19 protein-coding genes are annotated in these 22,684 nt (G+C 72.6%); 10 read left to right on the top strand and 9 right to left on the bottom strand.

Features of this window, described 5'->3' with window-relative positions; genetic code table 11:
* Nucleotides 1-70: 70 nt before the first annotated feature.
* Nucleotides 71-1,156, top strand: coding sequence for a mechanosensitive ion channel family protein (locus ACFCZ1_RS00980; RefSeq protein WP_376676180.1), 1,086 nt, complete (start codon nucleotides 71-73; stop codon nucleotides 1,154-1,156).
* A 100-nt stretch (nucleotides 1,157-1,256) separates the two neighbouring features.
* A complete protein-coding gene (locus ACFCZ1_RS00985) occupies nucleotides 1,257-1,559 on the top strand; it encodes a DUF1876 domain-containing protein (protein ID WP_376676181.1) in 303 nt (100 codons plus the stop codon).
* Nucleotides 1,560-1,724: 165 nt separating this feature from the next.
* Here ACFCZ1_RS00985 and ACFCZ1_RS00990 read toward each other — a convergent pair whose 3' ends face one another.
* Nucleotides 1,725-2,297, bottom strand: coding sequence for a hypothetical protein (locus ACFCZ1_RS00990; RefSeq protein ID WP_376676182.1), 573 nt, complete (start codon nucleotides 2,295-2,297; stop codon nucleotides 1,725-1,727).
* Between the two features lie 145 nt (nucleotides 2,298-2,442).
* Nucleotides 2,443-4,290 (bottom strand): serine hydrolase, encoded by a 1,848-nt coding sequence (locus ACFCZ1_RS00995; RefSeq protein WP_376676183.1) that lies wholly within the window; start codon nucleotides 4,288-4,290, stop codon nucleotides 2,443-2,445.
* Between the two features lie 256 nt (nucleotides 4,291-4,546).
* On the opposite strand from ACFCZ1_RS00995, the gene ACFCZ1_RS01000 reads away from it, so the two are divergent.
* The 3 genes from ACFCZ1_RS01000 (at nucleotide 4,547) to ACFCZ1_RS01010 (ending at nucleotide 8,728) form a co-directional block, all read left to right on the top strand.
* Complete coding sequence (locus ACFCZ1_RS01000; protein ID WP_376676184.1) at nucleotides 4,547-5,653, top strand: NAD(P)H-dependent flavin oxidoreductase; 1,107 nt, start codon at nucleotides 4,547-4,549, stop codon at nucleotides 5,651-5,653.
* Nucleotides 5,654-5,671: 18 nt separating this feature from the next.
* Nucleotides 5,672-7,222, top strand: a complete 1,551-nt coding sequence (locus ACFCZ1_RS01005; protein ID WP_376676185.1) for an acyl-CoA synthetase — start codon at nucleotides 5,672-5,674, stop codon at nucleotides 7,220-7,222.
* Nucleotides 7,223-7,624: 402 nt separating this feature from the next.
* A complete protein-coding gene (locus tag ACFCZ1_RS01010; protein ID WP_376676186.1) occupies nucleotides 7,625-8,728 on the top strand; it encodes a calcium:proton antiporter in 1,104 nt (367 codons plus the stop codon).
* 34 nt (nucleotides 8,729-8,762) lie between these two features.
* On the opposite strand, the gene ACFCZ1_RS01015 is transcribed toward ACFCZ1_RS01010, so the two are convergent.
* Nucleotides 8,763-11,189, bottom strand: a complete 2,427-nt coding sequence (locus ACFCZ1_RS01015; protein WP_376676187.1) for a penicillin acylase family protein — start codon at nucleotides 11,187-11,189, stop codon at nucleotides 8,763-8,765.
* Nucleotides 11,190-11,345: 156 nt separating this feature from the next.
* Between ACFCZ1_RS01015 and ACFCZ1_RS01020 the strand changes: the two genes are divergently transcribed.
* Complete coding sequence (locus ACFCZ1_RS01020) at nucleotides 11,346-12,941, top strand: fatty acyl-CoA synthetase (RefSeq protein ID WP_376676188.1); 1,596 nt, start codon at nucleotides 11,346-11,348, stop codon at nucleotides 12,939-12,941.
* Between the two features lie 389 nt (nucleotides 12,942-13,330).
* Here ACFCZ1_RS01020 and ACFCZ1_RS01025 read toward each other — a convergent pair whose 3' ends face one another.
* The 6 genes from ACFCZ1_RS01025 to ACFCZ1_RS01050 form a co-directional block, all read right to left on the bottom strand.
* On the bottom strand, nucleotides 13,331-14,212 hold the full coding sequence (locus ACFCZ1_RS01025) for an oxidoreductase (RefSeq protein ID WP_376676189.1): 882 nt from the start codon (nucleotides 14,210-14,212) through the stop codon (nucleotides 13,331-13,333).
* Between the two features lie 85 nt (nucleotides 14,213-14,297).
* Nucleotides 14,298-15,146: a YhjD/YihY/BrkB family envelope integrity protein gene (locus ACFCZ1_RS01030; protein WP_376676190.1), complete on the bottom strand. Its 849-nt coding sequence runs from the start codon at nucleotides 15,144-15,146 to the stop codon at nucleotides 14,298-14,300.
* Between the two features lie 81 nt (nucleotides 15,147-15,227).
* Nucleotides 15,228-16,556 (bottom strand): phenylacetate--CoA ligase PaaK, encoded by a 1,329-nt coding sequence (paaK, locus tag ACFCZ1_RS01035; RefSeq protein ID WP_376676191.1) that lies wholly within the window; start codon nucleotides 16,554-16,556, stop codon nucleotides 15,228-15,230.
* 226 nt (nucleotides 16,557-16,782) lie between these two features.
* On the bottom strand, nucleotides 16,783-16,908 hold the full coding sequence (locus ACFCZ1_RS01040; RefSeq protein WP_376676192.1) for a Mu transposase C-terminal domain-containing protein: 126 nt from the start codon (nucleotides 16,906-16,908) through the stop codon (nucleotides 16,783-16,785).
* Between the two features lie 160 nt (nucleotides 16,909-17,068).
* A complete protein-coding gene (locus ACFCZ1_RS01045) occupies nucleotides 17,069-18,493 on the bottom strand; it encodes an ATP-binding protein (RefSeq protein WP_376676193.1) in 1,425 nt (474 codons plus the stop codon).
* The gene (locus tag ACFCZ1_RS01050) at nucleotides 18,490-19,224 is read right to left on the bottom strand and encodes a response regulator transcription factor (protein ID WP_376676194.1); all 735 of its coding nucleotides are present in this window, start codon (nucleotides 19,222-19,224) and stop codon (nucleotides 18,490-18,492) included. The genes ACFCZ1_RS01045 and ACFCZ1_RS01050 overlap by 4 nt, the downstream gene beginning before the upstream one ends.
* Before the next feature lie 173 nt (nucleotides 19,225-19,397).
* On the opposite strand from ACFCZ1_RS01050, the gene ACFCZ1_RS01055 reads away from it, so the two are divergent.
* The 4 genes from ACFCZ1_RS01055 (at nucleotide 19,398) to ACFCZ1_RS01070 (ending at nucleotide 22,621) form a co-directional block, all read left to right on the top strand.
* Nucleotides 19,398-20,762 carry a ferric reductase-like transmembrane domain-containing protein gene (locus tag ACFCZ1_RS01055; RefSeq protein WP_376676195.1) on the top strand — a complete coding sequence of 455 codons (1,365 nt, stop codon included), beginning with the start codon at nucleotides 19,398-19,400 and terminating at the stop codon, nucleotides 20,760-20,762.
* A gap of 11 nt (nucleotides 20,763-20,773) precedes the next feature.
* Entirely contained in the window at nucleotides 20,774-21,208 is a 435-nt protein-coding gene (locus ACFCZ1_RS01060) for an FMN-binding protein (RefSeq protein ID WP_376676196.1), read from the top strand.
* Entirely contained in the window at nucleotides 21,201-21,968 is a 768-nt protein-coding gene (locus ACFCZ1_RS01065) for an FAD:protein FMN transferase (RefSeq protein WP_376676197.1), read from the top strand. Before ACFCZ1_RS01060 ends, ACFCZ1_RS01065 begins: the two co-directional genes overlap by 8 nt.
* Nucleotides 21,969-22,105: 137 nt before the next feature.
* Nucleotides 22,106-22,621 carry a DUF2231 domain-containing protein gene (locus ACFCZ1_RS01070; protein ID WP_376676198.1) on the top strand — a complete coding sequence of 172 codons (516 nt, stop codon included), beginning with the start codon at nucleotides 22,106-22,108 and terminating at the stop codon, nucleotides 22,619-22,621.
* The last annotated feature ends 63 nt before the right edge of the window (nucleotides 22,622-22,684 follow it).

Here is a 22,684-nt window from a genome sequence, read left to right on the forward strand (position 1 = left end):
TGACAGGTGACAAAGTGACGACACAACACATACGCCGGTGGGCACCGCCCTTCGCTCCGGAGGCGGGCCTGTGAGCCGGGATCTCGTCCTGCACGACTGGCTGGTGGCCGCCATCGCGATGGCCGCGGGTCTCGCCGCCGGGCTGCTGCTGCGCGCTGTCCTGCGGTGGCTGGGCAAGCACGCGAGCAGGACGGCCTGGACCGGGGACGACGTCATCGTCGACGCGCTGCGCACCCTGGTTCCCTGGGCGGCCGTCATCGGGGGCGCCGCCGCGGCGGCCTCGGCGCTGCCGCTCACCACGCGGGTCACGGGGCTCGTGAACCAGTCGCTGACCGCCCTGCTCATCCTGATCGCCACGGTCACGGCGGCCAGGGTCGTCGCGGGGCTCGTGCAGTCCCTGGCGCAGGCCCGTACGGGCGTGGCCGGATCGGCCAGCATCTTCGTCAACATCACGCGCGTGGTCGTGCTGACCATGGGCGTACTCGTCGCACTCGAAACCGTGGGCGTGTCCATCGCGCCGCTGCTCACGGCCCTCGGGGTGGGTGGTCTCGCGGTCGCCCTGGCACTGCAGGACACCCTGGCCAACCTCTTCGCGGGAGTGCACATCCTCGCTTCGAAGACGGTGCAGCCCGGTGACTACATCCGGCTCAGCAGCGGCGAGGAGGGTTACGTCGTCGACATCAACTGGCGCAACACCGTGGTGCGCAACCTGTCGAACAACCTGGTGATCATTCCCAACGGCCGTCTCGCGCGGACGAACATGACCAACTTCACCCAGCCGGAACAGAAGTTGTCGCTCCTCGTCCAGGCGGGTGTCGGCTACGACAGCGACCTGGAGCACGTCGAGCGGGTCACCCTCGACGTCGTCGACAGCGTGATGGCCGACGTCTCCGGCGGGGTCGCCGACCACGAGGGCGCGGTCCGCTTCCACACGTTCGCCGATTCCAGGATCAACTTCACCGTGATCCTGGGCGTGGGCGAGTTCAGCGACCAGTACCGGATCAAGCACGAGTTCATCAAACGCCTGCACGAGCGGTTCCGGGCGGAGGGCATCGCGATCCCCGCCCCCACGCGGACGGTCTCGGTCCAGCCCTGGGGCTCCTCGTTGCTCCCGCAGCAGCGGGACGCCTCGGCCTCGGTGCCCGCCGAGCGCTGAGGGGCCCGGGATGGCCGGATCCGGTCGCTCGGAGGGATCCTGGAATCAGCCCGCCCGGAGCGGAGGGACGCGGCCGGGCCGGGTCGGGAGGAGGCACAGGATGACACACGCCGAAGAGTGGAAAGTGGGCGTCTACCTGATCGAGGAGGCCGGCACGACCAAAGCCCGTGCGGTTCTCGAGAACGGCAAGACGATGATGGTCGGCCGCGGCACGGCGCGGTGCAACCCCGAGGACGTGGACATCCCCGCGATCGGCGACGAGCTGGCGGCGAGCCGGGCGATGCGCGACCTGGCGGGCCAGCTGATGCGGGCCGCCGACCGTGACCTCGCGTCGGTGGGCGCCGTGGCCAGGTCCCCGCGTACGGGCTACGGCTGGCCGGAGGACGTGGGCCCCGCCAAGTAGACCGGTCGCCGTGATCCCGGCCGCTGCTCCCCGGCCGCGGCTCCCCGGCCGATGTACTCCACGTTCGCGGCACTCCACGTCCGGATCGCGCGCGGGCCCCGGAACAGCCGTTCCGGGGCCCGCCGTGCTCGGACGGTGACGCTCCGCACGCGTCCTGTGCTCCGGCTACGGGCAGGCGGACGCGGGGTTCAGGCTCGCGATCCGGCTGAGCGGAACGTCGACGCTCTGCCCCTGGGTCTGCAGGCGGACACTGCCTTCACCGCCGGAGGCCAGGGTCCCGCAGACCGTGCCCGCCAACGTCTCGACCTGCACGAACTGTTCCTGGGCCGCGGGGGGAGTGGGCCACCAGGAGGAGGCGGCAGCCGTCGCCACCAGCACGACGGCGAGGAACGTCAGCATGAGCCCCCAGCGCAGCCGCCGGGCGGCGCGGTCCACCCCGGTCTTCCCCTCCGGCGCCGCGCCGGCGTCCGCCGCCGACCCGGGAACGGGCCAGGCGACGCGGGCGACCAGATACGTCGCCCAGCAGGCCACGGCCAGCGCCACCAGGACCAGTACCCCCGCCACTTCCTCGATGCCCTTGGGTGCCGGCGAGCTGCCCCCGCTCTTGAGGACACCGCAGATGCCGATGAACCCGAAGACGGCCAGCTGAACGGTGTGCCAGCCGCGGGCGGAGGCCTGCACCTGCGCGCCCGTGTTCGCCGACTGCGGATCCGGGGCCGGCCGGTCGTCCTGGCTCATGCGTGCTTCTCCCCGGATCTCGCCTGCGGGCGGGCCAGCGGGCCTGGCGCGCGTACGACCAGGCCAGCAGCTTCCGTCCGGAGCGGTCAACCGGACACTCCGCGCACGGTCGGCCGTCACCGGTACGCGCGGTACCGGACGGGGGCTAGTCGGCCGAGCGGGTCCAGCCGATGGCCACGACGCGGGCGGCGTCGGCGGGGCGGTCCTCCGCGAAGAGGAGGCGGGCCGGTTCCGCCACGCGTACGACGTCCACGTACACCCCGCGCCCGACGTAGCGGCCGGTCGCGGTGTGGCGGAAGCGAAGCCGCACCTCGCGGCCCGACCAGGCGGCGGTGAGGGGGGCCTCCAGGCGGTGCCAGATGCGCCCCGACCAGCCGCCCACGGAGCCCCGGGGCCACGACTCGGCGGCGCCGCCGGTGGACCGCACCGTGGTGAACGGCAGCGGCTCCCAGTGCTCGCCGTCCGCCGAGGCCTCCAGGTGGAAGGCGCCCTCGCCGGGCACGGTGTCCCACCACACCGCGCAGCGGAGCCGGGCTGCGGACGTCGCCGGAGTGAGCGGCGGCAGGTTCAGGGTGCCCGAGGCTCCCGGGGTGGTCCCGGAGAACCAGGCCGGGCCGCCGTGCTTCGTGCGGACCGGGACGGCGCGGGCGAAGCGGTTGCCGACGGCGACCCGGGGTGCGCTGCCGGCCCGCCAGGTGCGCACGGGGTGGACGGAGTTGCCGAGCAGGATCAGGAAGGAGTCGGTGGAGGGATCGAGGACCAGGGAGGTGCCGGTGAAGCCGGTGTGGCCGGCGGAGTGCGGGGTGGCCATGGCGCCCATGTACCAGTGCTGGTAGAGCTCGAAGCCGAGACCGTGGTCGTCGCCGGGGAAAGCGGTGTTGTAGTCGGTGAAGAGCAGCTCGACGGAGGCGGGGCGCAGGATGCGCCGGCCCGCGTAGACGCCGCCGTCGAGGAGGGCGCGGGAGAGGACGGCCAGGTCCCAGGCGGTACCGAAGACCCCGGCGTGGCCCGCGACTCCGCCGAGCGCGTACGCGTTCTCGTCGTGGACCTCGCCCCACACCAGCCCGCGGTCCAGCCCGGACCAGGGCGGGCGCTGCACCTCGGTGGCGGCGATGACCCGGCGCCATGCCCGCGGCGGGTTGTACCGGGTGCGGTGCATCCCGAGCGGAGCGGTGATCTCGTCGTGGAGCAGGACGTCCAGAGTGCGACCGGTGATCTCTTCCAGGAGCAGCTGGAGGGTGATCAGGTTCAGGTCGGAGTACCGGTAGACGGTCCCGGGAGTCTCCTGCGGGCGCACCGACCACAGCAGCCTCAGCCGGCCCTCGCGTGTGGACTCCTGGTAGAAGGGCGCCCAGGAGCGCAGCCCCGAGGTGTGCGTGAGCAGCTGACGGACCGTGATCAGCTCCTTGCCGCCACCGGTGAAGGCGGGCAGGTACCGGTGCACCGGCGCCTCCAGCTCCAGCCGGCCCCGCTCCATCTGCTGCACGGCCAGGATGGAGGTGAACAGCTTCGTCAGCGAGGCCAGGTCGAAGACGGTGTCCTCGGCCATCGCGATCCGCTCGGCCGCCGGGAACTCCCGGACCCGGTCCGTCCGCCCGTCGTAGTCCGCGTACCGCACGGCGTCGCCCATGGCGCGGTGCAGCGCGATGGTGCGGCCCCGGCCGGCGAGGACCACCGCCCCCGCGTAGTAGGGGTGTTCGGGGGAGGGGCCGAGGAACCGCCGCGCCTCCTCCGCCACCGCCTCCAGGTGTTTGTCCAGCAGCCCGGCCTGGCGCGCGGATCCGTACCGCAGCCGCAGCCCCTGGAGCGCGCGCCGCTCGGCCGCGCCGCCCGCCGCCCCGGCGGACCCGCCGGGGAGCGCGGCGTGCAGGACGAGCACCCCGCCGAGGGCGAGCAGCCGTGCCCCGAGCCGCCGTCGGCTCAAGCCGTGCCCGTGTCCGCCGGCGGCCACCCCTTCTCCACCCGTCGCTCCGTCGGCCCCCGTACCACCCATGTCCGGCCCTCCTGTCCGAGTCAGCCCGCATCGCGTTTCCCGGGGCTCCGCCCCGGACCGCGCCTCCCGCGCCTGCGGGGCCGCGATCGTCCTGGCGGCGCCGCCGGCCGCGCCGCAGGCGACCTGCCCGCGCCGCACGCTAGTGGGTATCTGCCCGCCCGTCGGGCACCGTCCGCACCGACCGGCCCGCAAAGAATCTGACACTGCATCAGAAAACCTCTTCCCTCGGATGCCGGGCTGCGGCATCCTGCCGCCCATGGAGACGGAGCTGAGCAGGAAACTGGGAGTCGAACACGCCATCTTCGGCTTCACGCCCTTCCCGGCGGTCGCCGCCGCCATCACCCGGGCGGGCGGATTCGGCGTACTCGGTGCGGTCCGCTACACCGCGCCCGACGACCTGGTGCGCGACCTCGACTGGATGCAGGCGCACACCGACGGCAAGCCGTACGGCCTCGACGTCGTCATGCCCGCCAAGAAGGCCGTCGACGGCATCAGCGAAGCCGACATCGAGGCGATGATCCCGGCCGGTCACCGCGCCTTCGTCCGCGACACCCTCGCCAAGCACCACGTGCCCGAGCTGGCCGAGGGCGAGGCCTCCGGCTGGCGGATCACCGGCTGGATGGAGCAGGTCGCCCGGAGCCAGCTCGACGTCGCCTTCGACTACCCCATCAAACTCCTCGCGAACGCCCTCGGTTCCCCACCCGCCGACGTCATCTCGCGCGCCCATGACCACGGCGTCCTGGTCGCAGCCCTCGCCGGCAGCGCCAAACACGCCCGCCGCCACGCCGAGGCCGGCATCGACGTCGTCGTCGCCCAGGGCTACGAGGCCGGCGGCCACACCGGCGACATCGCCACCATGGTCCTCGTCCCCGAGATCACCGAGGCCGTCGCCCCGCTCCCCGTCCTCGCCGCCGGGGGCATCGGCAGCGGCGAGCAGATCGCCGCCGGACTCGCCCTCGGCGCCCAGGGCGCCTGGCTCGGCTCCATCTGGCTCACCACCACCGAGGCCGACCTCCACTCCCGCGCCCTCACCCGGAAACTGCTCGCCGCCGGCTCCGGCGACACCGTCCGCTCCCGCGCCCTCACCGGCAAGCCGGCCCGCCAGCTGCGCACCGAGTGGACCGACGCCTGGGACGACCCGGACGGCCCCGGCGCGCTCCCCATGCCCCTGCAGGGCCTGCTCGTCGCCGAGGCCGTCTCCCGGATCCAGAAGTACGAGGTCCAGCCACTGCTCGGCACCCCGGTCGGCCAGATCGTCGGCCGGATGAACACCGAACGCAGCGTCCAGGCCGTCTTCGACGACCTCACCCGCGGCTTCGAGCGCGCCATCGACCGCATCAACCGCATCGCCGGACGGACCTGAGAGAGGAACGCGACCGCCATGACCGACCGACCCAACGGCTTCTGGGCGCAGGCCGCCGCAGACCCCCGGCGCACCGTCCTCGTCACCCCCGACGGCGAGGAGTGGACCGCCGGACGCCTGCACGCCGACGTCAACCGCCTCGTCCACGGCCTGCGCGCCGCCGGTCTGGAGAAGGGCGACGTCTTCGCCGTCGTCCTCCCCAACGGCGTCGAGTTCATCACCGCCTACCTCGCCGCCTCCCAGGCCGGCTTCTACCTCGTCCCCGTCAACCACCACCTCGTCGGCCCCGAGATCGCCTGGATCGTCTCCGACTCGGGCGCCAAGGTCCTCATCGCCCACGAGCGCTTCGCCGGCGCCGCCACCGCGGCGGCCGACGAGGCGGCCCTGCCCGTGAGCCACCGGTACGCCGTCGGAGCGGTCCCGGGCTTCCGGCCGTACGGGGACCTCCTCGAAGGACGGCCCGGGACGCCCCCCGAGGAGCGCACCCTCGGCTGGGTCATGAACTACACCTCCGGCACCACCGGCCGCCCCCGCGGGATCCGCCGGCCACTGCCCGGCAAGCTCCCGGAGGAGACGTACCTCGGCGGGTTCCTCGGCATCTTCGGCATCCGGCCCTTCGACGGCAACGTCCACCTGGTCTGCTCGCCGCTCTACCACACGGCCGTCCTCCAGTTCGCGGGCGCCGCCCTGCACATCGGCCACCCGCTGGTCCTGATGGACAAGTGGACCCCGCAGGAGATGCTGCGGCTGATCGACCACCACGCCTGCACGCACACCCACATGGTCCCGACCCAGTTCCACCGGCTGCTCGCGCTCCCGCAGGAGACGAAGGACGCGTACGACGTCTCCTCGATGCGCCACGCCATCCACGGCGCCGCGCCCTGCCCGGACCACGTCAAGCGGGCGATGATCGAGTGGTGGGGCCGGTGCGTGGAGGAGTACTACGCCGCGAGCGAGGGCGGCGGGGCCTTCGCCACCGCCGAGGACTGGCTGAAGAAGCCGGGAACCGTCGGCAAGGCCTGGCCGATCAGCGAACTCGCCGTCTTCGACGACGACGGCAACCGGCTTCCCGCCGGGGAACTGGGCACCGTCTACCTGAAGATGAACACCGGCGGCTTCAGCTACCACAAGGACGAGGGCAAGACGAGGAAGAACCGCATCGGCGACTTCTTCACCGTCGGAGACCTCGGTCTGCTGGACGAGGAGGGCTACCTCTTCCTCCGCGACCGCAAGATCGACATGATCATCTCGGGTGGGGTCAACATCTACCCCGCCGAGATCGAGTCGGCCCTGCTCACCCACCCCGCGGTCGCCGACGCAGCCGCCTTCGGCATCCCGCACGCCGACTGGGGCGAGGAGGTCAAGGCGGTCATCGAACCGGCGGAGGGCTTCGAGGCGGGCGAGCTGCTGGCCGCGGAGATCCTGCGCCACTGCGAGCGGCAGCTCGCCGGCTACAAGCGCCCCAGGACGGTCGACTTCATCGAGGCGATGCCGCGCGACCCGAACGGCAAGCTGTACAAGCGCCGCCTGCGCGACCCGTACTGGGAGGGCCGCGAGCGCGCGATGTGAGACGGCGCGGCGCCCCCGGCCGCCGCCGTCACCAGTGGGTGAGGTCGTACACCCCGGCGCAGTACGGATCCGCGGCGTCCGGAGCGGTCCGGTCGGGCTCGCCGTGTACGCGGCAGCACCCCGCGCACGAGCCGCCCCGCGTCCGCACGCCCGGCCCCCGGCGCCGTGGAGACGTAGCGCGGCAGGCCCCGGAGCACGCTGCGGTGCAGACGGGTCAGGCCGTCCCCGGTCCACTCCGACGCCGCGTCCGCTGAGGTCGTGCCCCATCGTGAGACGCGCCGCCGTGTTCCCGGCGGACCTCGCGCCCGCCACGCCCGGAGACCGCGTGAGAAACACCATGTGAGGCACCCGGAGGCGCGCCTTGCGCCGCACCGGCGGGACAATTCTGGCAACTTGGCCGATATGAGTACGGCAACCCGCAGATCACTCCTGACCGACTGGACCCTCATCGTCCCCGGGGTGGCGCTCGTCGCGCTCTTCTTCAGCTGGGGGCGCGAGCTGCCCCCACTGGCGGTGGCGCTCGTCGCGCTCTGCCTCGCGGGTGCGGTGCTGGCGGCCGTCCACCATGCCGAGGTCGTCGCCCACCGGGTCGGCGAACCGTTCGGCTCACTGGTCCTCGCCGTCGCGGTCACCATCATCGAGGTCGCCCTGATCGTCACCCTGATGGCGGACGGCGGCGACAAGGCCGCCTCGCTCGCCCGCGACACGGTCTTCGCCGCCGTCATGATCACCTGCAACGGCATCGTCGGCTTGTCCCTGCTCGTCGGCGCCCTGCGCAACCGCATCGCCGTCTTCAACGCCGAGGGCTCCGGCGCGGCCCTCGCCACCGTCACCACCCTCGCCGTCCTCAGCCTGGTGCTGCCGACCTTCACCACGAGCAAGCCCGGACCGGAGTTCTCCGCCGGGCAGCTGACCTTCGCCGCCGTCGCCTCGCTCGCCCTGTACGGCCTGTTCATCGCCGTCCAGACGGTCCGCCACCGCAACTACTTCCTGCCCGTGGCCACCGAGCGGCCCGCCGACGGGCAGGACGAGCCCGCGGAGCCGCCCACCGCCCGCGCCGCCATGATCAGCCTCGGCCTGCTGCTGGTCGCGCTCATCGCGGTGGTCGGAGACGCCAAGGCCGTCTCCCCGACCATCGAGCGGGCCGTCGTCGCCGCCGGCCTGCCCAACGCCGTCGTCGGTGTGATCATCGCCCTGCTCGTCCTGCTGCCCGAGACCCTGGCGGCCGTCCGCGCCGCCCGCCGCGACCGCGTCCAGACCAGCCTCAACCTGGCCTACGGCTCCGCCATCGCGAGCATCGGCCTGACCATCCCGGCCATCGCCCTGGCCTCGATCTGGCTCTCCGGCCCGCTCCTGCTGGGCCTCGGCCCCATCCACATGGTGCTGCTCGCGCTGACCGTCGTGGTCAGCGTCCTCACCCTCGCGCCGGGCCGCGCGACGCTGCTGCAGGGCGGGGTGCACCTCGTCGTGCTGGCGGCGTACCTCTTCCTGGCCGTCAGTCCGTGAGGACCGCGGACGGCGGCCGGGAAGAGGCCGCGGGTCACCGCCGCTCGCGGACCGGGACCACCTTCAGCCGCGGCGAGGTGAGGATGTCCCGCTCGCAGAACCTCGACGTCACCCAGCGCTCCTGCGAGAACAGCCGGGTCTGGTCGGCGTAGTACGGCGATTGTGGGTTGGAGGACTGGCCGTACGTCAGCAGCGTGCGCGCCACCGGGCAGTGGCCGCCGTCCCAGCCGACCGCCTGGATGTGGCTGGACCCGTGGACGACCTCCGGGTAGCCGCCGGCGGCCGCGGCCCACGGCGCCTCGATCTTGTTCCAGACGCCGAGCGCCTCCGTACCGCCGCCCACCGGCAGCCTCTGCCCGCCGCGCACCACGAACTGGTGCTCGCCCAGCGGGGCGTCCAGTGCGATCCCGGCCGCCCTCAGCTCCAGGACCGTGTCCGCGAGCGCCCGGCCGATGCCGGGGGCCTCCCGGTTGAGCGTGCGGGGCGTGCGGACCGGATCGGCCGCGGAGAACGGCACCAGCCACAGGTCCTTGGCCGGGGTCGTCGCCGTCAGCTTGCGCCAGAAGCGGTCGAAGAACAGCGCGCCGCGGCTGGCGGTGTCGGCCGTACGGTCCCAGCCCGCCAGCACCCCGCAGGCCGCCGAGACGTCCACCGCGGAGCCGTTGCCCGCCGTCGCCGTACCACCCGGCAGGGCGGCGCAGGCCCGCGCCGCGTCCGCCGCCGCCAGGTCACCGGCCGGCACCCGGTTGGCGAACTGCTGCTTCTGCAGGTCGGCCACGGTCAGCCGGCCCTTCGCCGCCATCGCCGCCACGTCCTCGATCGCGCCACGGGTGCGCAGCGAGCGCGGGGCCGCCACATTGCCCCAGATCCGCTCGTAACCGGTGAGCGGCCGCTCCGCGTTGGCCAGCCAGGCGCTGTCGTTGGAGTTCTCGGCGTACGGGGCGCCCTGCAGCGTCGGCGCCTTGCCCGGTCCGAACACCCCGGGCTGCACCGCGTCCGGATCCGAGCCGGGCGCGCAGTCGCCGCGCGCACCGTCCAGCACCGCCAGCCCCGAGGCGGGGTAGGTGGCACGGCCCAGCGGTGTGGAGCAGCGCGCCGCGAGCTCGTCGGTGATCCGGGGGAGCACCTGGGACTGGGTGAAGAGGGTGCCGCCCGCCGAGTCGGCGGCCACGGTGTTGACCCACGGCAGGCCCTGGGTGCGCTTCAGGGCGTCCTGGATCCCGGCCACCGAACGGGCCTTGCCCATGGCGAGCGCGGTGTCGGAGCCGCGGAGGTTCGCCGCGTTGGGATCGTTCAGCGCGTACGCGGTGGCGGCCGTCCAGGGCAGCGGCAGGCTCGGGCCGAGGTTCGAAACCACCGGCCCGTAGCGGGTCCACCACTGGGTGCGGGTCACCGGATCGCCGCCCGCCACCGGGACGGTGACGGTCCGCGGGGTCATCCGCTCCGGCTTCCCGTCGACCAGGTAGGAGGTCGGGTCGGCCGGGTCGAGGGTGAGCTGGTGCAGGTTGACGGGGGTGCCCGTGGCCACCGTATGGCTCCAGGCCACCTTCTCGTTGAAGCCGATGTTGACCACGGCGGTGCCGAGCAGGGAGCCGCCCGAGACGTTCAGCTCGCCCGGGATGGTCTGCTGCGACTGCCAGAAGCGGCGCCCGCCCTGCCACGGGTAGTGCGGGTTCCCGAGCAGCAGGCCCCCGCCGCCCGCCGTGGTGGATCCGGCGAAGGCCACGGCGTTGGAGCCCATGTCGTAGCGGGTGGTGTCGAAGAACTCCCTGGCGGCCTCGGCCGCGGCCGCCGGGTCGGGATCCTGCGGCGCCGCGGTACGGGCGCCGGCCGTGCCCGGCGGCAGGGCGGCCGTGATGCCTTCGATGCCGCGGCCCTGGCCGCCGAGGACCGAGACCGCGAAGCCGCGGGCCGCCACGTCGGTCGCGGTCACCGGGCGGACCCAGCCCGCGCCCTTGCAGGCGGGGTCGGTGATCCTGTTCTGGGCGAGCCAGGCGTTGTAGCCGGCGGCCCAGCCGCGCATCAGCTCCTTGAGGTCCGTGCCCGGGCCGGCCGGGGCGGGCGTCTGCAGCAGCCTCTCGACGGTGCCGGACTCCCGTACGCCCTTGAAGTACAGGTCGCTGGAGAGGTTGCGGGTGGCGGAGGAGAGCGATCCGTCGGGCACGGCGTCGGGGCCGAACCAGCGCGAGCGCTCACCGGCGAGGGTCACGAACCCGTCGGCGAGGACGCAGACCTGGTCGGCGGCCTGGGCCCAGCCGGTGCCGAAGCCGAGGTGCGCGTAGTCGCGGGCGAGGATGTGCGGGATGCCGTTCTCCGTGTACCGGATGACGGCGGACAGACCGCCGCCGGACGGTATCCGGTCGGCGGTCGCCGCCGAGGCCTGCGGAATCGCGGCCGTCGTGGCGAGCAGCGCGGCGCCGGTGAGGGCGACGCGGCGGAGTATCGGGCGGGTGCGGAGCAACGTACCTCCCAAGTGGCCTGCGGATGGGCGGATTTGCCCTGGGGCAGGTGGTGCGTGCGTGCCCCCACACTCATGCAGGCAGTCCGATGATCTGTCAACATCCCGTTTGGTATCGCGGTCATTGACCTCGGGCGGGCAGGGGACGAGGATCACGCCATGACGGCAGTGCGGCACAACACGGTCGACGGACTGGTACACGACAGCGCGCGGCGGATCCCCGGCCGGGTGGCCGTCCGCTACGGCGGGCGGAGCTGGACGTACGCGGAGCTCGACGCGGCCGTCACCACCGGGGCGGCCGTCCTGCGGGAGCGGTACGGGCTGGCCCGGGGTGACCGCGTCGCCACCTTCGCCCACAACTCCGACGCCTATCTCCTGGCCTTCCTCGCCTGCGCCCGGGCCGGGCTCACCCACGTACCGGTCAACCAGAACCTCACCGGGGAGGACCTCGCCCACATCCTGGACGACTGTTCGAGCGCCCTGGTCCTCGCCGATCCGGATCTGGCCGGACGGATCCCCGGCGGGTATCCCGTACGGCCGCTGCGCGACGCGCCCGGCTCCTTCCTGGCGGAACTCACGCAGGCGACGCAGACGACGCAGCCGACGCAGATGACGCGGGGGACGCGGACGACGCGGGGGACGGAGGCCGGGGAGGCGAGGGCGTCGGCCGGGCCGCCCGTCTTCGAGCCCTGCCGGGACGCGCACGCCGTGGCGCAGCTGCTCTACACCTCCGGGACGACCGCCCTGCCCAAGGGCGCGATGATGACGCACCGGGCCCTCGTCCACGAGTACGAGAGCGCGATCGAGGCGCTCGACCTCTCCGAGGGCGACCGGCCGGTGCACTCGCTGCCGCTCTACCACTCGGCGCAGATGCACGTCTTCCTGTTGCCGTACCTGGCGGTGGGTGCGGAGAACACCATCCTGGACGCGCCGGTCGCGGAGCAGGTCTTCGACCTGGTGGAGGCGGGGAGGGCGGACAGTCTGTTCGCGCCGCCGACGGTGTGGATCGCCCTCGCCAACCATCCGCAGTTCGCGGTGCGCGAGCTGGGCGCACTGCGCAAGGCGTACTACGGGGCTTCGGTCATGCCGGTGCCCGTACTGGAGCGGCTGCGGGAACGGCTGCCGGGCCTCGGTTTCTACAACTGCTTCGGCCAGAGCGAGATCGGGCCGCTGGCCACGGTGCTGGGGCCGGCGGAACACGAGGGACGGATGGACTCGTGCGGGCGGCCGGTGCGGCACGTGGAGGCGAAGGTCGTCGACAAGGACGGCAAGGACGTCCCGGACGGCACGGCGGGCGAGGTGGTCTACCGGTCGCCGCAGCTGTGCCTGGGGTACTGGAACGACCCCGGGGCGACGGAGAGGGCCTTCCGGGACGGCTGGTTCCGCTCGGGGGACCTCGCGGTGCGGGACGCGCAGGGGTACTTCACGATCGTCGACCGGGTGAAGGACGTCATCAACTCCGGCGGTGTGCTGGTGGCCTCACGGCAGGTCGAGGACGTGCTCTACACCCACCCGGGGGTGGCCGAGGCAGCGGTGGTCGGGCTGCCCGACGAGCGGTGGATCGAGGCGGTCACGGCGGTGGTGGTGCCGCGCGGGGAGGTGACGGAGCCGGAGCTGATGGCGTACGCGAGGGAGCGGCTGGCCCACTTCAAGGCTCCCAAGCGGGTGTTGTTCGTGGACGCCCTCCCGCGCAACGCCAGCGGCAAGATCCTCAAGCGCGAACTCCGCGACCGCTTCGCCGCGCCGCCTGCCTGAGGCGCGGCGTGCGCGGTGACGGCCCCGGAACCCGGACGCGCCGGTTCCCGGGCCCGCCACCCGCACGGGGCCGCCGCCCGTAAGAAGGCCACGGCTTGCACGTGGCCGCCGCCCGCACGGGGTCACGGCCCGTACGAGGTCACGGCCTGCACGTGGCCGCCGCCCCTACGAGGTGACGGCCCGTACGAGGCCGCCGCCCGCACGGGGCCACAGCCTGTACGAGGGCGCCGCCTCTACGAGGTCACGGCCCGTACGGGGCCGCCGCCCGCACGGGGCCACGGCCTGCGCGAGGCCAGCCTGTACGAGGCGGCCGCCTCTGCGAGGTGACGGCCCGTACGGGGCCAGCCCGTGCGCGGCCTCGGCCCGCACGGGGCCGCCGCCCCTACGGCTTACTGCGCCGGAGGCGGCACGGGGTCGAAGTCCGTGCCCCGGCTGACCGACTCCCAGGCGAGGGCCTCCGCGCGGGTGGCCTCCGTGCGGGCCGTGATGAAGTCGACCGCGTCGTTGCCCAGGACCAGCCTCAGCGGCGTGTTCTCGGCGTCCAGCGCGGCGAGGATCGCGGCGGCCGCCTTGACCGGGTCGCCGGGCTGGTGGCCATCGGTGGCCGGCATGCCCTGGCGCACCGGGCCGACCACGTCGTCGTAGGCGGGCAGGACCGCGGTGTGCCGCAGCGCGTTTCCGCCCGCGAAGCCCGTACGGAAGGAGCCGGGCTCCACGATCAGCGCCTTGATGCCGAAGGCGGCGACCTCGGCGGCGAGCGCCTCGGTCAGGCCTTCCAGGGCGAACTTGGTCGCACAGTAGGCCCCCACGCCGGGGAAGGCGAGCCGCCCGCCCATGCTGCTCATCTGCACCACGGCGCCCGACTTCCGGGCCCGCATGTGCGGCAGCGCGGCCCGTGTGAGCGCCGCCGGGCCGAAGAAGTGCAGCTCCATCAGCTCGCGGAGCTCGGTGTCGGAGGTCTCCTCGACGGCGCCGAGCAGACCCCGGCCGGCGTTGTTGACGAGGACGTCGATCCGGCCTAAGCGGTTCACGACCTCCCCGACGACCTCGTCCGCGCGCGCCGTGTCCGTCACGTCCACCGCGATCGGCACGAGGCGCTCGGGGTGAGCGGCGGCCAGCGCGGCGAGGGAGTCGGGGCGACGGACCGCCGCGACCACGGTGTCCCCGGCCGCGAGCACGGCCTCGGTGAGGGTCAGGCCGAAGCCGGACGAGGCCCCGGTGATCAGCCAGACCCGGCCCTCGGCCTTGGTCTCCCGGTCCTGAACAGACATCAATCCCCCTGTGGGTGAAGGTGTTCGTCGATGATTCCCGCCCATCCTGGCACCGTCGGCCCTGCCCGGTCAGCCCCTTCAGGGGTCATGAGGGGTGGGCGGAAGGGGGGTCGGCGAAGGGGAGGTGCCCGCTGCGCCGGAGGCGGCGCACGGTGCGGTACTCGTGGAAGAGCCGCCCCACGAGGGCCCCGCCGTAGACGACGAAGCCGACCCCTACCAGCCAGGACTGGACGACCAGCAGAGTGCCGAAGGGGCCGTAGGTCACGGCGTTCGAGGCGATCAGCGGGGAGAACACCAGCTGCGAGAAGACGCGCAGCCCGAGCAGGCCGATGCTGGTGGCCACCGCCCCCGGCACCAGGGCGCGCCAGCGGACCCGGCCGCCGAGCAGCATCCGCTGCGAGCCGATGAAGAACAGGCAGGTGCCGGCGAGGTCGCCCAGGGTGCCCAGGACCGTGCCGAAGGCGTCGTCGGACGGCGAGGGGATGACGACGAGCAGGGCGAGGTAGCAGACGAGCAGGGCGAGCCAGACGACATGCCGCCACATGGTGTGCCAGCGGGCGGTCGGCAGGTCCCAGACCTTCTCGTAGCCGGTCTGCACGGCGGAGCCGAACGTCAGGCCGAAAACGGCCAGCGCGGCCAGGCCGAAGGCGGTGGTCCGCTCCAGCGCCAGATCCGCAGCCCCGAACAGCATCTCGACCCGGGCCCGCGAGGACGCCGTCACCCCGAGGGCCTGGCCGAGCCAGCGGCCGAAACCGGAGCCGCTGCCGGGTGCGGCGGCGGCCACGACCACGAGCAGCGGCACCAGGGTGAGGAACCCGAGGGCGGCGAAGCCCATCGCCCGGTGCATCAGCTCCATCTCCCGGCCGCGGCTCCATGCCAGCCCTACAGCCGAGCCCTGGAGCCGGTCGTGGAGCCGCCGGAAGATCGAGGTCACGCCTCATGCACTACCCGGGCAGGCCCGCCCGCTCCCCGGAGCCGGCTCGAAATAGGCCCGAAGGGGTGGCTGTGGCGGGTTTCATCCGCCCGGCCGCGCCTCCCCTCCCTGCCCGGCCCCGCGCAGGTCCACCAGCCGCTTGATCTTGCCCACCGAGCGCTCCAGCGTCTCCGGCTCGACCACCTCCACCCGGACCGAGACTCCGATCCCCTCCTTCACGGCCCGCACCACGGCGGCACCCGCTTCCTCGCGCAGGGCGGCGCCCGCCTCCCGGCGCGCCTCCACCCGCACCGTCAGGGCGTCCATCCGGCCCTCCTTCGTCAGCCGCAGCTGGAAGTGGGGAGCCAGGCCGGCCGTCCGCAGGAGGATCTCCTCGATCTGGGTCGGATACAGGTTCACCCCGCGCAGGATGATCATGTCGTCACTGCGGCCCGTGATCTTCTCCATCCGCCGGAAGGCGGGCCGTGCCGTGCCGGGCAGAAGCCGCGTCAGATCCCGGGTGCGGTAGCGGATCACCGGCATGGCCTCCTTGGTGAGGGAGGTGAACACCAGCTCGCCGGGCTCGCCCTCCGGCAGCACCTCGCCCGTCAGCGGATCGACCACCTCCGGGTAGAAGTGGTCCTCCCAGATGTGGAGCCCGTCCTTGCCCGACGCGAACTCCTGCGCCACGCCCGGTCCCATCACCTCGGACAGGCCGTAGATGTCCACCGCGTCGATCCCCAGCCGCTCCTCCATCTCCCGGCGCATCTCCTCGGTCCACGGCTCCGCGCCGAAGACCCCGGTCCTGAGCGAGGTGGAGCGCGGATCGATGCCCTGGCGCTCCATCTCGTCCAGCAGGGTCAGCATGTACGAGGGGGTCACCATGATGACCTCCGGCCTGAAGTCCTGGATGAGCCGGACCTGGCGGTCCGTCATCCCGCCCGAGGCCGGCACGACCGTGCAGCCGAGCCGCTCGGCGCCGTAGTGCGCGCCGAGGCCGCCCGTGAACAGGCCGTAGCCGTAGGCGATGTGGACGATCTGGCCGGGTCTGCCGCCCGCGGCGCGTATGGACCGGGCGACGACATCCGCCCACACCGACAGGTCCCCGTCGGTGTACCCGACGACCGTGGGGCGCCCGGTGGTGCCGCTGGAGGCGTGGACACGGCGCACCTCTGAGCGGGGCACGGCGAACATTCCGAAGGGGTACTGGTCCCGCAGGTCGGTCTTGGTGGTGAAGGGGAACAGGGCGAGATCGGCGAGGGAGCGGCAGTCGTCGGGGTGCACGCCGGCCTTGTCGAAGGACTGCCGGTAGAACGGCACCCGGTCGTAGACGCGGTGCAGGGTCGCGCGCAGCCTCGTCAGCTGGAGGGCGGCCAGCTCGTCGCCGCTGAGCCGCTCGCCTTCGTCGTGGAGATCCGCGTGTCCCGCCATGCCGTCACCTCATCGTGAGTCAACCGACCGATCATTCGGTAGATTGCCAGGGCGCCGCCCGGTAATCAATGACTCGAACGAGTGATCGTCTGGTGTGATGGCCCGCATGCCTACGTTCACCACCTATGACGGTCCAGGCGCGGGCTGAGGGTGAAGCGGGCGGGGGCCGCGCGCCGCAGGGCGTACGGCCCCGCGAGGTGGGGGTAGGCCCAGGCGCGTTCGATGGCTAGGCGGTGCACAGGTGCTCGGCGCCCAGGTAGAGCTCGATGGTGCGGTCGTCGTGCGGCATGTACCGGATCCGGACCCTCTGTCCGCCGCGCCCGTACAGCGCCGACGACGACCTCCTCGGCATCTTTCCGCCCCGCCCGACGGAGATCCGTATCGGCTACGCCCGGGTCTCCACCGGCGGGCGGAAACTCGACCGGCAGATCGACGCGCCCACCCTTGAGGGATGCCGGCGCATCTTCCCCGAGCAGAAGCTGCCGCCGAGGTGTGCCGACAGGGCGCCCGGTTCAGTTGGGGAGTGCGAGGCGGAAGGTGGTGTGTCCGGGACGGCTGGTGACGGTGGCGGTTCCGCCGTGGGCGGTGATGACGGCGTGGACGATGGCGAGGCCCAGCCCAGTGCTCCCGGTGCTGCGGGAGCGGGCGCGGTCGGCGCGCACGAAACGGCCGAAGACCTCAGGCTGGAGCTCATCGGGGATACCGGGACCGTTGTCACTCACGTTCACTTGGACGCCGCTCTCGCCAGTGGTGAGGGAGATCGTCACGTCGGTGCCCGGCGGGGTGTGGGTGCGGGCGTTGGCGAGGAGGTTGCCGATGGCCTGCTGGAGGCGGTGGGCGTCGCCGGTGACGGTGACCGGTTCTTCGGGGAGGTCGAGGAGCCAGTGGTGGCTGGGGCCGGCGGCGCGGGCGTCGTCCGTCGCGTTCAGGATCAGCAGGGTCAGGTCGACGGGCTCGTGTTCGAGGGGGCGTCCCGCATCCAGGCGGGCGAGGAGGAGCAGGTCGTCGACGAGCCGGGTCATGCGCTGTGACTCGCTGCCGATGCGTTCCAGGGCGTGGCGGACCTCGGCGGGGACGGTCCCGCGGTGGCGCAGGGCGAGTTCGGCGTGGCCTCGGATGTTGGCGACGGGGGTGCGTAGTTCGTGGCTGGCGTCGGCAGCGAAGTGCCGCAGCCGCTCTTCACTCGCGTGGCGTCGGGTGAGAGCGCCTTCGACGTGGACGAGCATGTGGTTGAAGGCGGTGCCGACCTGGCCGACCTCGGTACGGGGGTCGGTGCCGGGGAGCGGTCCGGGCATGGCGATCTCGCCACTGGCCAGCGGCAACCGGGCGACCTCCGCGGCCCGTGCGGTGACTCGTTGGAGGGGGCGCAGGGAGATCCGTACCCACAGGGCCGCGGCGGTGCCAGTGGCCAGGAGGGCGGCGCCGAACAGCGCGGCCTCGACCGCTTCGAGGCGGTGCACGGTCTCTTCCACCGGGTGCAGGGGCAGACCTGTGATGAGGATGTCCTGGTCGTCGCCCCGGACAGCGGAGACGCGGTACTTGCCCAGACCGGAGAGGCGGATGCTGTGTCCGTCTCCGTCAACGGGGATTCCCGCCAGGGTGCGGCGGTCTTCGGGGATGAGGTGGAGGGGGCGGTCGGTGGCGTCCTCGACGACGGCGGCCTGGGTGACGGTGTCATCCAGCAGGCGGGCGCCGAAGGTCGATTCGGCCTGGCCCCGGGTGTCGGGGCGGTTGTCGGCGTCGGGCTTGGCCTCGTGTTCCAGGCTGGCGGCGAACCGGCCGCCGGAGGCGGAAAGCTGATCGTCGAGTCGCCCGATGAGGAAGCCGCGCAGGGCGAGGGCGGTCATGACGCCGACGGCGAGGCAGGCGAGGGCGAGCAGGGTGACGAGTCCGGCGGTGAGCTGGCCGCGCAGGGTGCGGGGCAGCAGGCGCCTCACGGGGTGTCCGGCTTGAGGACGTAGCCGACGCCGCGCACGGTGTGGATCATCGGCGTGCGTCCGGAGTCGATCTTCTTGCGCAGGTAGCTGATGTACAGCTCGACGACGTGGGCGCGGCCGCCGAAGTCGTACGCCCAGACCCGGTCGAGGATCTGGACCTTGGACAGAACCCGGCGGGGGTTGCGCATCAGGAACCGCAGGAGTTCGAACTCAGTACGGGACAGATCGACCGCGGCCCCGCCTCGCCGGACCTCTCTGGCCTCCTCGTCCATCGTGAGGTCTCCTACGGTGAGCAGGTTCGCGCCCGGCTCCGCGGTCATCCCGGCCCGCCGCAGCAGCCCCCGCAGCCGGGCCAGGACTTCCTCCAGGCTGTAGGGCTTGGTGACGTAGTCGTCGCCGCCCGCGGTGATCCCGGCGATGCGGTCCTCCACGGCGTCGCGGGCGGTCAGGAACAGGACGCACACCTTGGGCATCTCACGTCTGAGGGCCCGCAGGACCTGGAGCCCGTCCAGGTCGGGCAGCATCCAGTCCAGGACCACCGCGTCGGGCCGGAAATCACGGGCCGTCGCGAGTGCGGTCGCACCGTCGGCGGCGATGCGGACCTGCCAGCCCTCGCCGGTCACGACTCCGGCCAGGACATCGGTGACGTCGGGTTCGTCGTCGACGACGAGGACCCGTACGGGCTCTCCGTCGGCGCGGTGCAGAAGCGGTGTCGTACGCGGCTCTTCCATGATTCCTCCAGCATCCCCCGGCGCAGGCCACGCCAGGGGTGAGGCGTGTCTCTGAGTTTCCTCTGAGTCGGAGCCGAGAGGGGCCGGCGGGGCCGTTTCAGAAGGTACACAGAGGTTGGGCTGTGAGGCTGGCCGCCCAACGCCGGAGCATGCGCCATATCCGGAGGAGCCCCATGACCACCACGTTCACCACCACCACGTATGCGAGCCGCGGAATGCGCCACCGGCGCCCGCGCCGCAGCGCCGTCCCGTTCCTGGTGCCGCTGGCGATCTGGGCAGGTGCCGCCGGGGTGCTGGTCCTGTGGTGGAGCGACACGAACTCGGTCGTGGGCCCGTCGGGCTGGCTCACCGATGCGGGACGCATCACCGGCCTCCTGGCCGGATACGCCTGCGCGGTCCTCCTGGCCCTCATGGCCAGGATGCCGCTCCTGGACCACACCATCGGCACCGACCGGCTCGCCCGCTGGCACGCGCTGGGCGGCCGCTGCACCGTCTCCCTCGCCCTCGCCCACACCCTGCTGATCATCTGGGGCTATTCGCTGACCTCCCACACGAACGTGGTGAGCCAGACCTCCACCCTCGTCCTGCACTACCCCGACCTCCTCAAGGGCACCATCGGCTTCCTGCTGTTCCTGCTGACCGGAGTGCTCTCGGCCCGCGCGGCGCGCCGCAGGATGAGTTACGAAACCTGGCACTACCTGCACTTCGCGACCTATCTGGCGGTCTTCCTCACCTTCGGCCACCAGCTGTCCAACGGAGCCGACTTCGTCGGCAACCGCCTCGCCCAAGCAGCCTGGTACACCCTGTTTCTCGGGGTCGCGGCCCTGGTCGCCTGGTACCGGTTCGCCGTCCCCGTCCGGCGCGGACTGCGCCACCGCCTGCGCGTGGCCGCGGTCCACCCCGAAGCCCCGGGCGTGGTCTCCGTCCACCTCACAGGCCGGCAACTCGACGAACTCGGGGGCGAGCCGGGGCAGTTCCTTCGCTGGCGTTTTTTGGCCCGCGGACTGTGGTGGACCGCGAACCCGTACTCCCTCTCGGCCCCCGCCCACCCCGGCCACCTGCGCATCACCGTCAAGACGGCGGGTGGGCACAGCGCGGCTCTCGCCCGCCTGGCGCCCGGTACCCGGGTGTGGGCCGAGGGCCCCTACGGCGGCTTCACCGCGCATCGCCGTACCGCTCCCAAGGTCCTGCTTCTGGCCGGCGGGGTCGGCATCACCCCGCTGCGTGCACTCTTCGAGACGCTTCCGGGACGGGTGACGCTCGTCTACCGTGCCCGCCGGGCCGTCGACCTCGCCCTGCGCGGTGAACTCGACGAGATCGCCGCCCGCCGACGAGCCACCGTGCACTACGTCGTCGACGAACCGGCCGGACACTCCTCACCCCTTACCGCCCGGGGCCTGAGCACCCTGGTCCCGGATCTGGCCGCGCACGACGTCTATCTGTGCGGCCCTCCCGGCATGACCGAGGCCGCGATCGGGGCCCTGCGCGATGCCGGGGTCCCCGCCCGGCGCATCCACCACGAGTCCTTCGCGTTCTGAGGAGAACCGTCATGCGCCGAGCCGTCCTTGCCACCACCGGGATCAGCGCCCTCACCGTCACCCTGCTCGCTCTCAAACCCCACCAGGCCCCCGCCCTCGCCGGTGCAGTTCCCCGCCCCTCCACGACCTCGCATACTCCAGCAGGTACCTCGCCGGGCGCCTCCACCGGAACGGGCACGTTCACCGGGGATCCCATCGACACCCAGTACGGGACCGTGCAGGTCGCCGCCACCCTCAGCAAGGGAAAGATCACCGCCGTCAAGGTCCTCCAGGCCCCGGACCAGAACGGCCGTGACCAGCGGATCGCTTCTTACGCCCTGCCCCGCCTCACCCAGGAAGCGCTCGGCGCCCAAAGTGCTCACATCGACGCCGTCTCCGGCGCCAGCTACACCAGCCAGGGCTACATCCAGTCCCTCCAGAGCGCCCTGGACCAGGCCCATGCCTGAACCCGCGACCGGACTGCGCCACGTCGAGCACGTGATGGGCACCGTCTTCTCCTTCGACATCCGCGACGAGCCCACCCCCGCCATCCACCACGCGCTCGCCGCAGCCGTGCGACAACTCCACTACGTGGACGCCGTGTTCTCCACCTACCGGCCCGACAGCCACATCAGCCGACTCGACCGCGGCGAGATCCATCTGGCGGACTGCCCACCCGAAGTCCGCGAAGTCATGTCGCTCTGCGCCCAGGCCGCCCACGTCAGTGACGGATGGTTCAGCGTCGTACCCGCCGGCACCATCGACCCCTCCGGACTCGTCAAAGGCTGGGCCACCGAAGCCGCCTCCCAACTCCTGTACGAAGCAGGCGCCCGCCACACCTGTGTGAACGGCGGCGGCGACCTCCAGCTGCGCGGCCAAGCAACCCCCGGCACCCCGTGGCGCATCGGCATAACTCACCCCCTGCGCCCGGGCGAACTCGCCACCGTCGTCACCGCCGACCATGACCTGGCCGTCGCCACTTCCGGCACGGCCGAACGGGGCGCCCACATCCTCAACCCCCACACCGGCACACCCGCCACCACGTTCGCCTCCCTCACTCTCGTCGGCCCCCGCCTGACCCTGACCGACACCTACGCCACCGCGGCCTTCGCCCGAGGCGACGGCGCGCGGGAATGGCTGGAGGCACTGGACGGCTACGAAGCCCTCGCCGTCCTGCCCGACGGCCAGGAATGGCGAACACCGGGATTCGGCCGCTATGGGGCATGAGGCGCGACACAGGATCATCCCCGCGCGCAAGGAGCGGGCGCCGCCCGATAGAGGCCGCGGCTTTGCCACCGAAGCCGCCGCAGGAGCCCGGCTCGTCCCTTGTCCAGAGTTGAACGCCACCCCCGAAGGAGCCCCCTGTGGGTCTCGACCTGATCAACGGCATTCCCGCGCACGTCCTGTTCGTGCACGTCGTCGTGGTCCTGGTACCCCTCACCGCTCTCGCGGTGATCCTGTGCGCCGCCCTCCCCTCCGTCATGCGCCGCTTCGGTCTCGCCCTGCCGGCCCTCGCCCTGGTGTCCCTGATCAGCGTGCCGCTGACGACCGACTCCGGCGAGTGGCTGGAACGGCACGTGGACCGCGATCCGCTGGTGCGTAAGCACACCGAACTCGGGGACGAACTGCTCCCCTGGGTCATCGGGCTCTTCCTGGTGGCGGCGGCGGTGTGGTGGTTCTACCGCAGCGCCGCCCGCCGCACCTCCGAGGCGGGGGCATCCACCAGCACGGTGGGGACGCCGCTACGCATCGCCGCTACGGTGCTGTCCCTCGTCGTCGGAGTCGGTGCGGGGGTACAGGTCTACCGAATCGGCGACTCCGGCGCCAAGGCAGCCTGGCACGACGCCTACTCCGCCACCGCCCACCCCAAGCGCGGCTGACAGGCACCTGTCGCGACGCATCCCAAGCCCGGGCCGCGCTCGTTGACAGCCGCACACGGCATC

Source organism: Streptomyces sp. NPDC056224 (genome assembly GCF_042267665.1).
GTDB lineage: Bacteria > Actinomycetota > Actinomycetes > Streptomycetales > Streptomycetaceae > Streptomyces.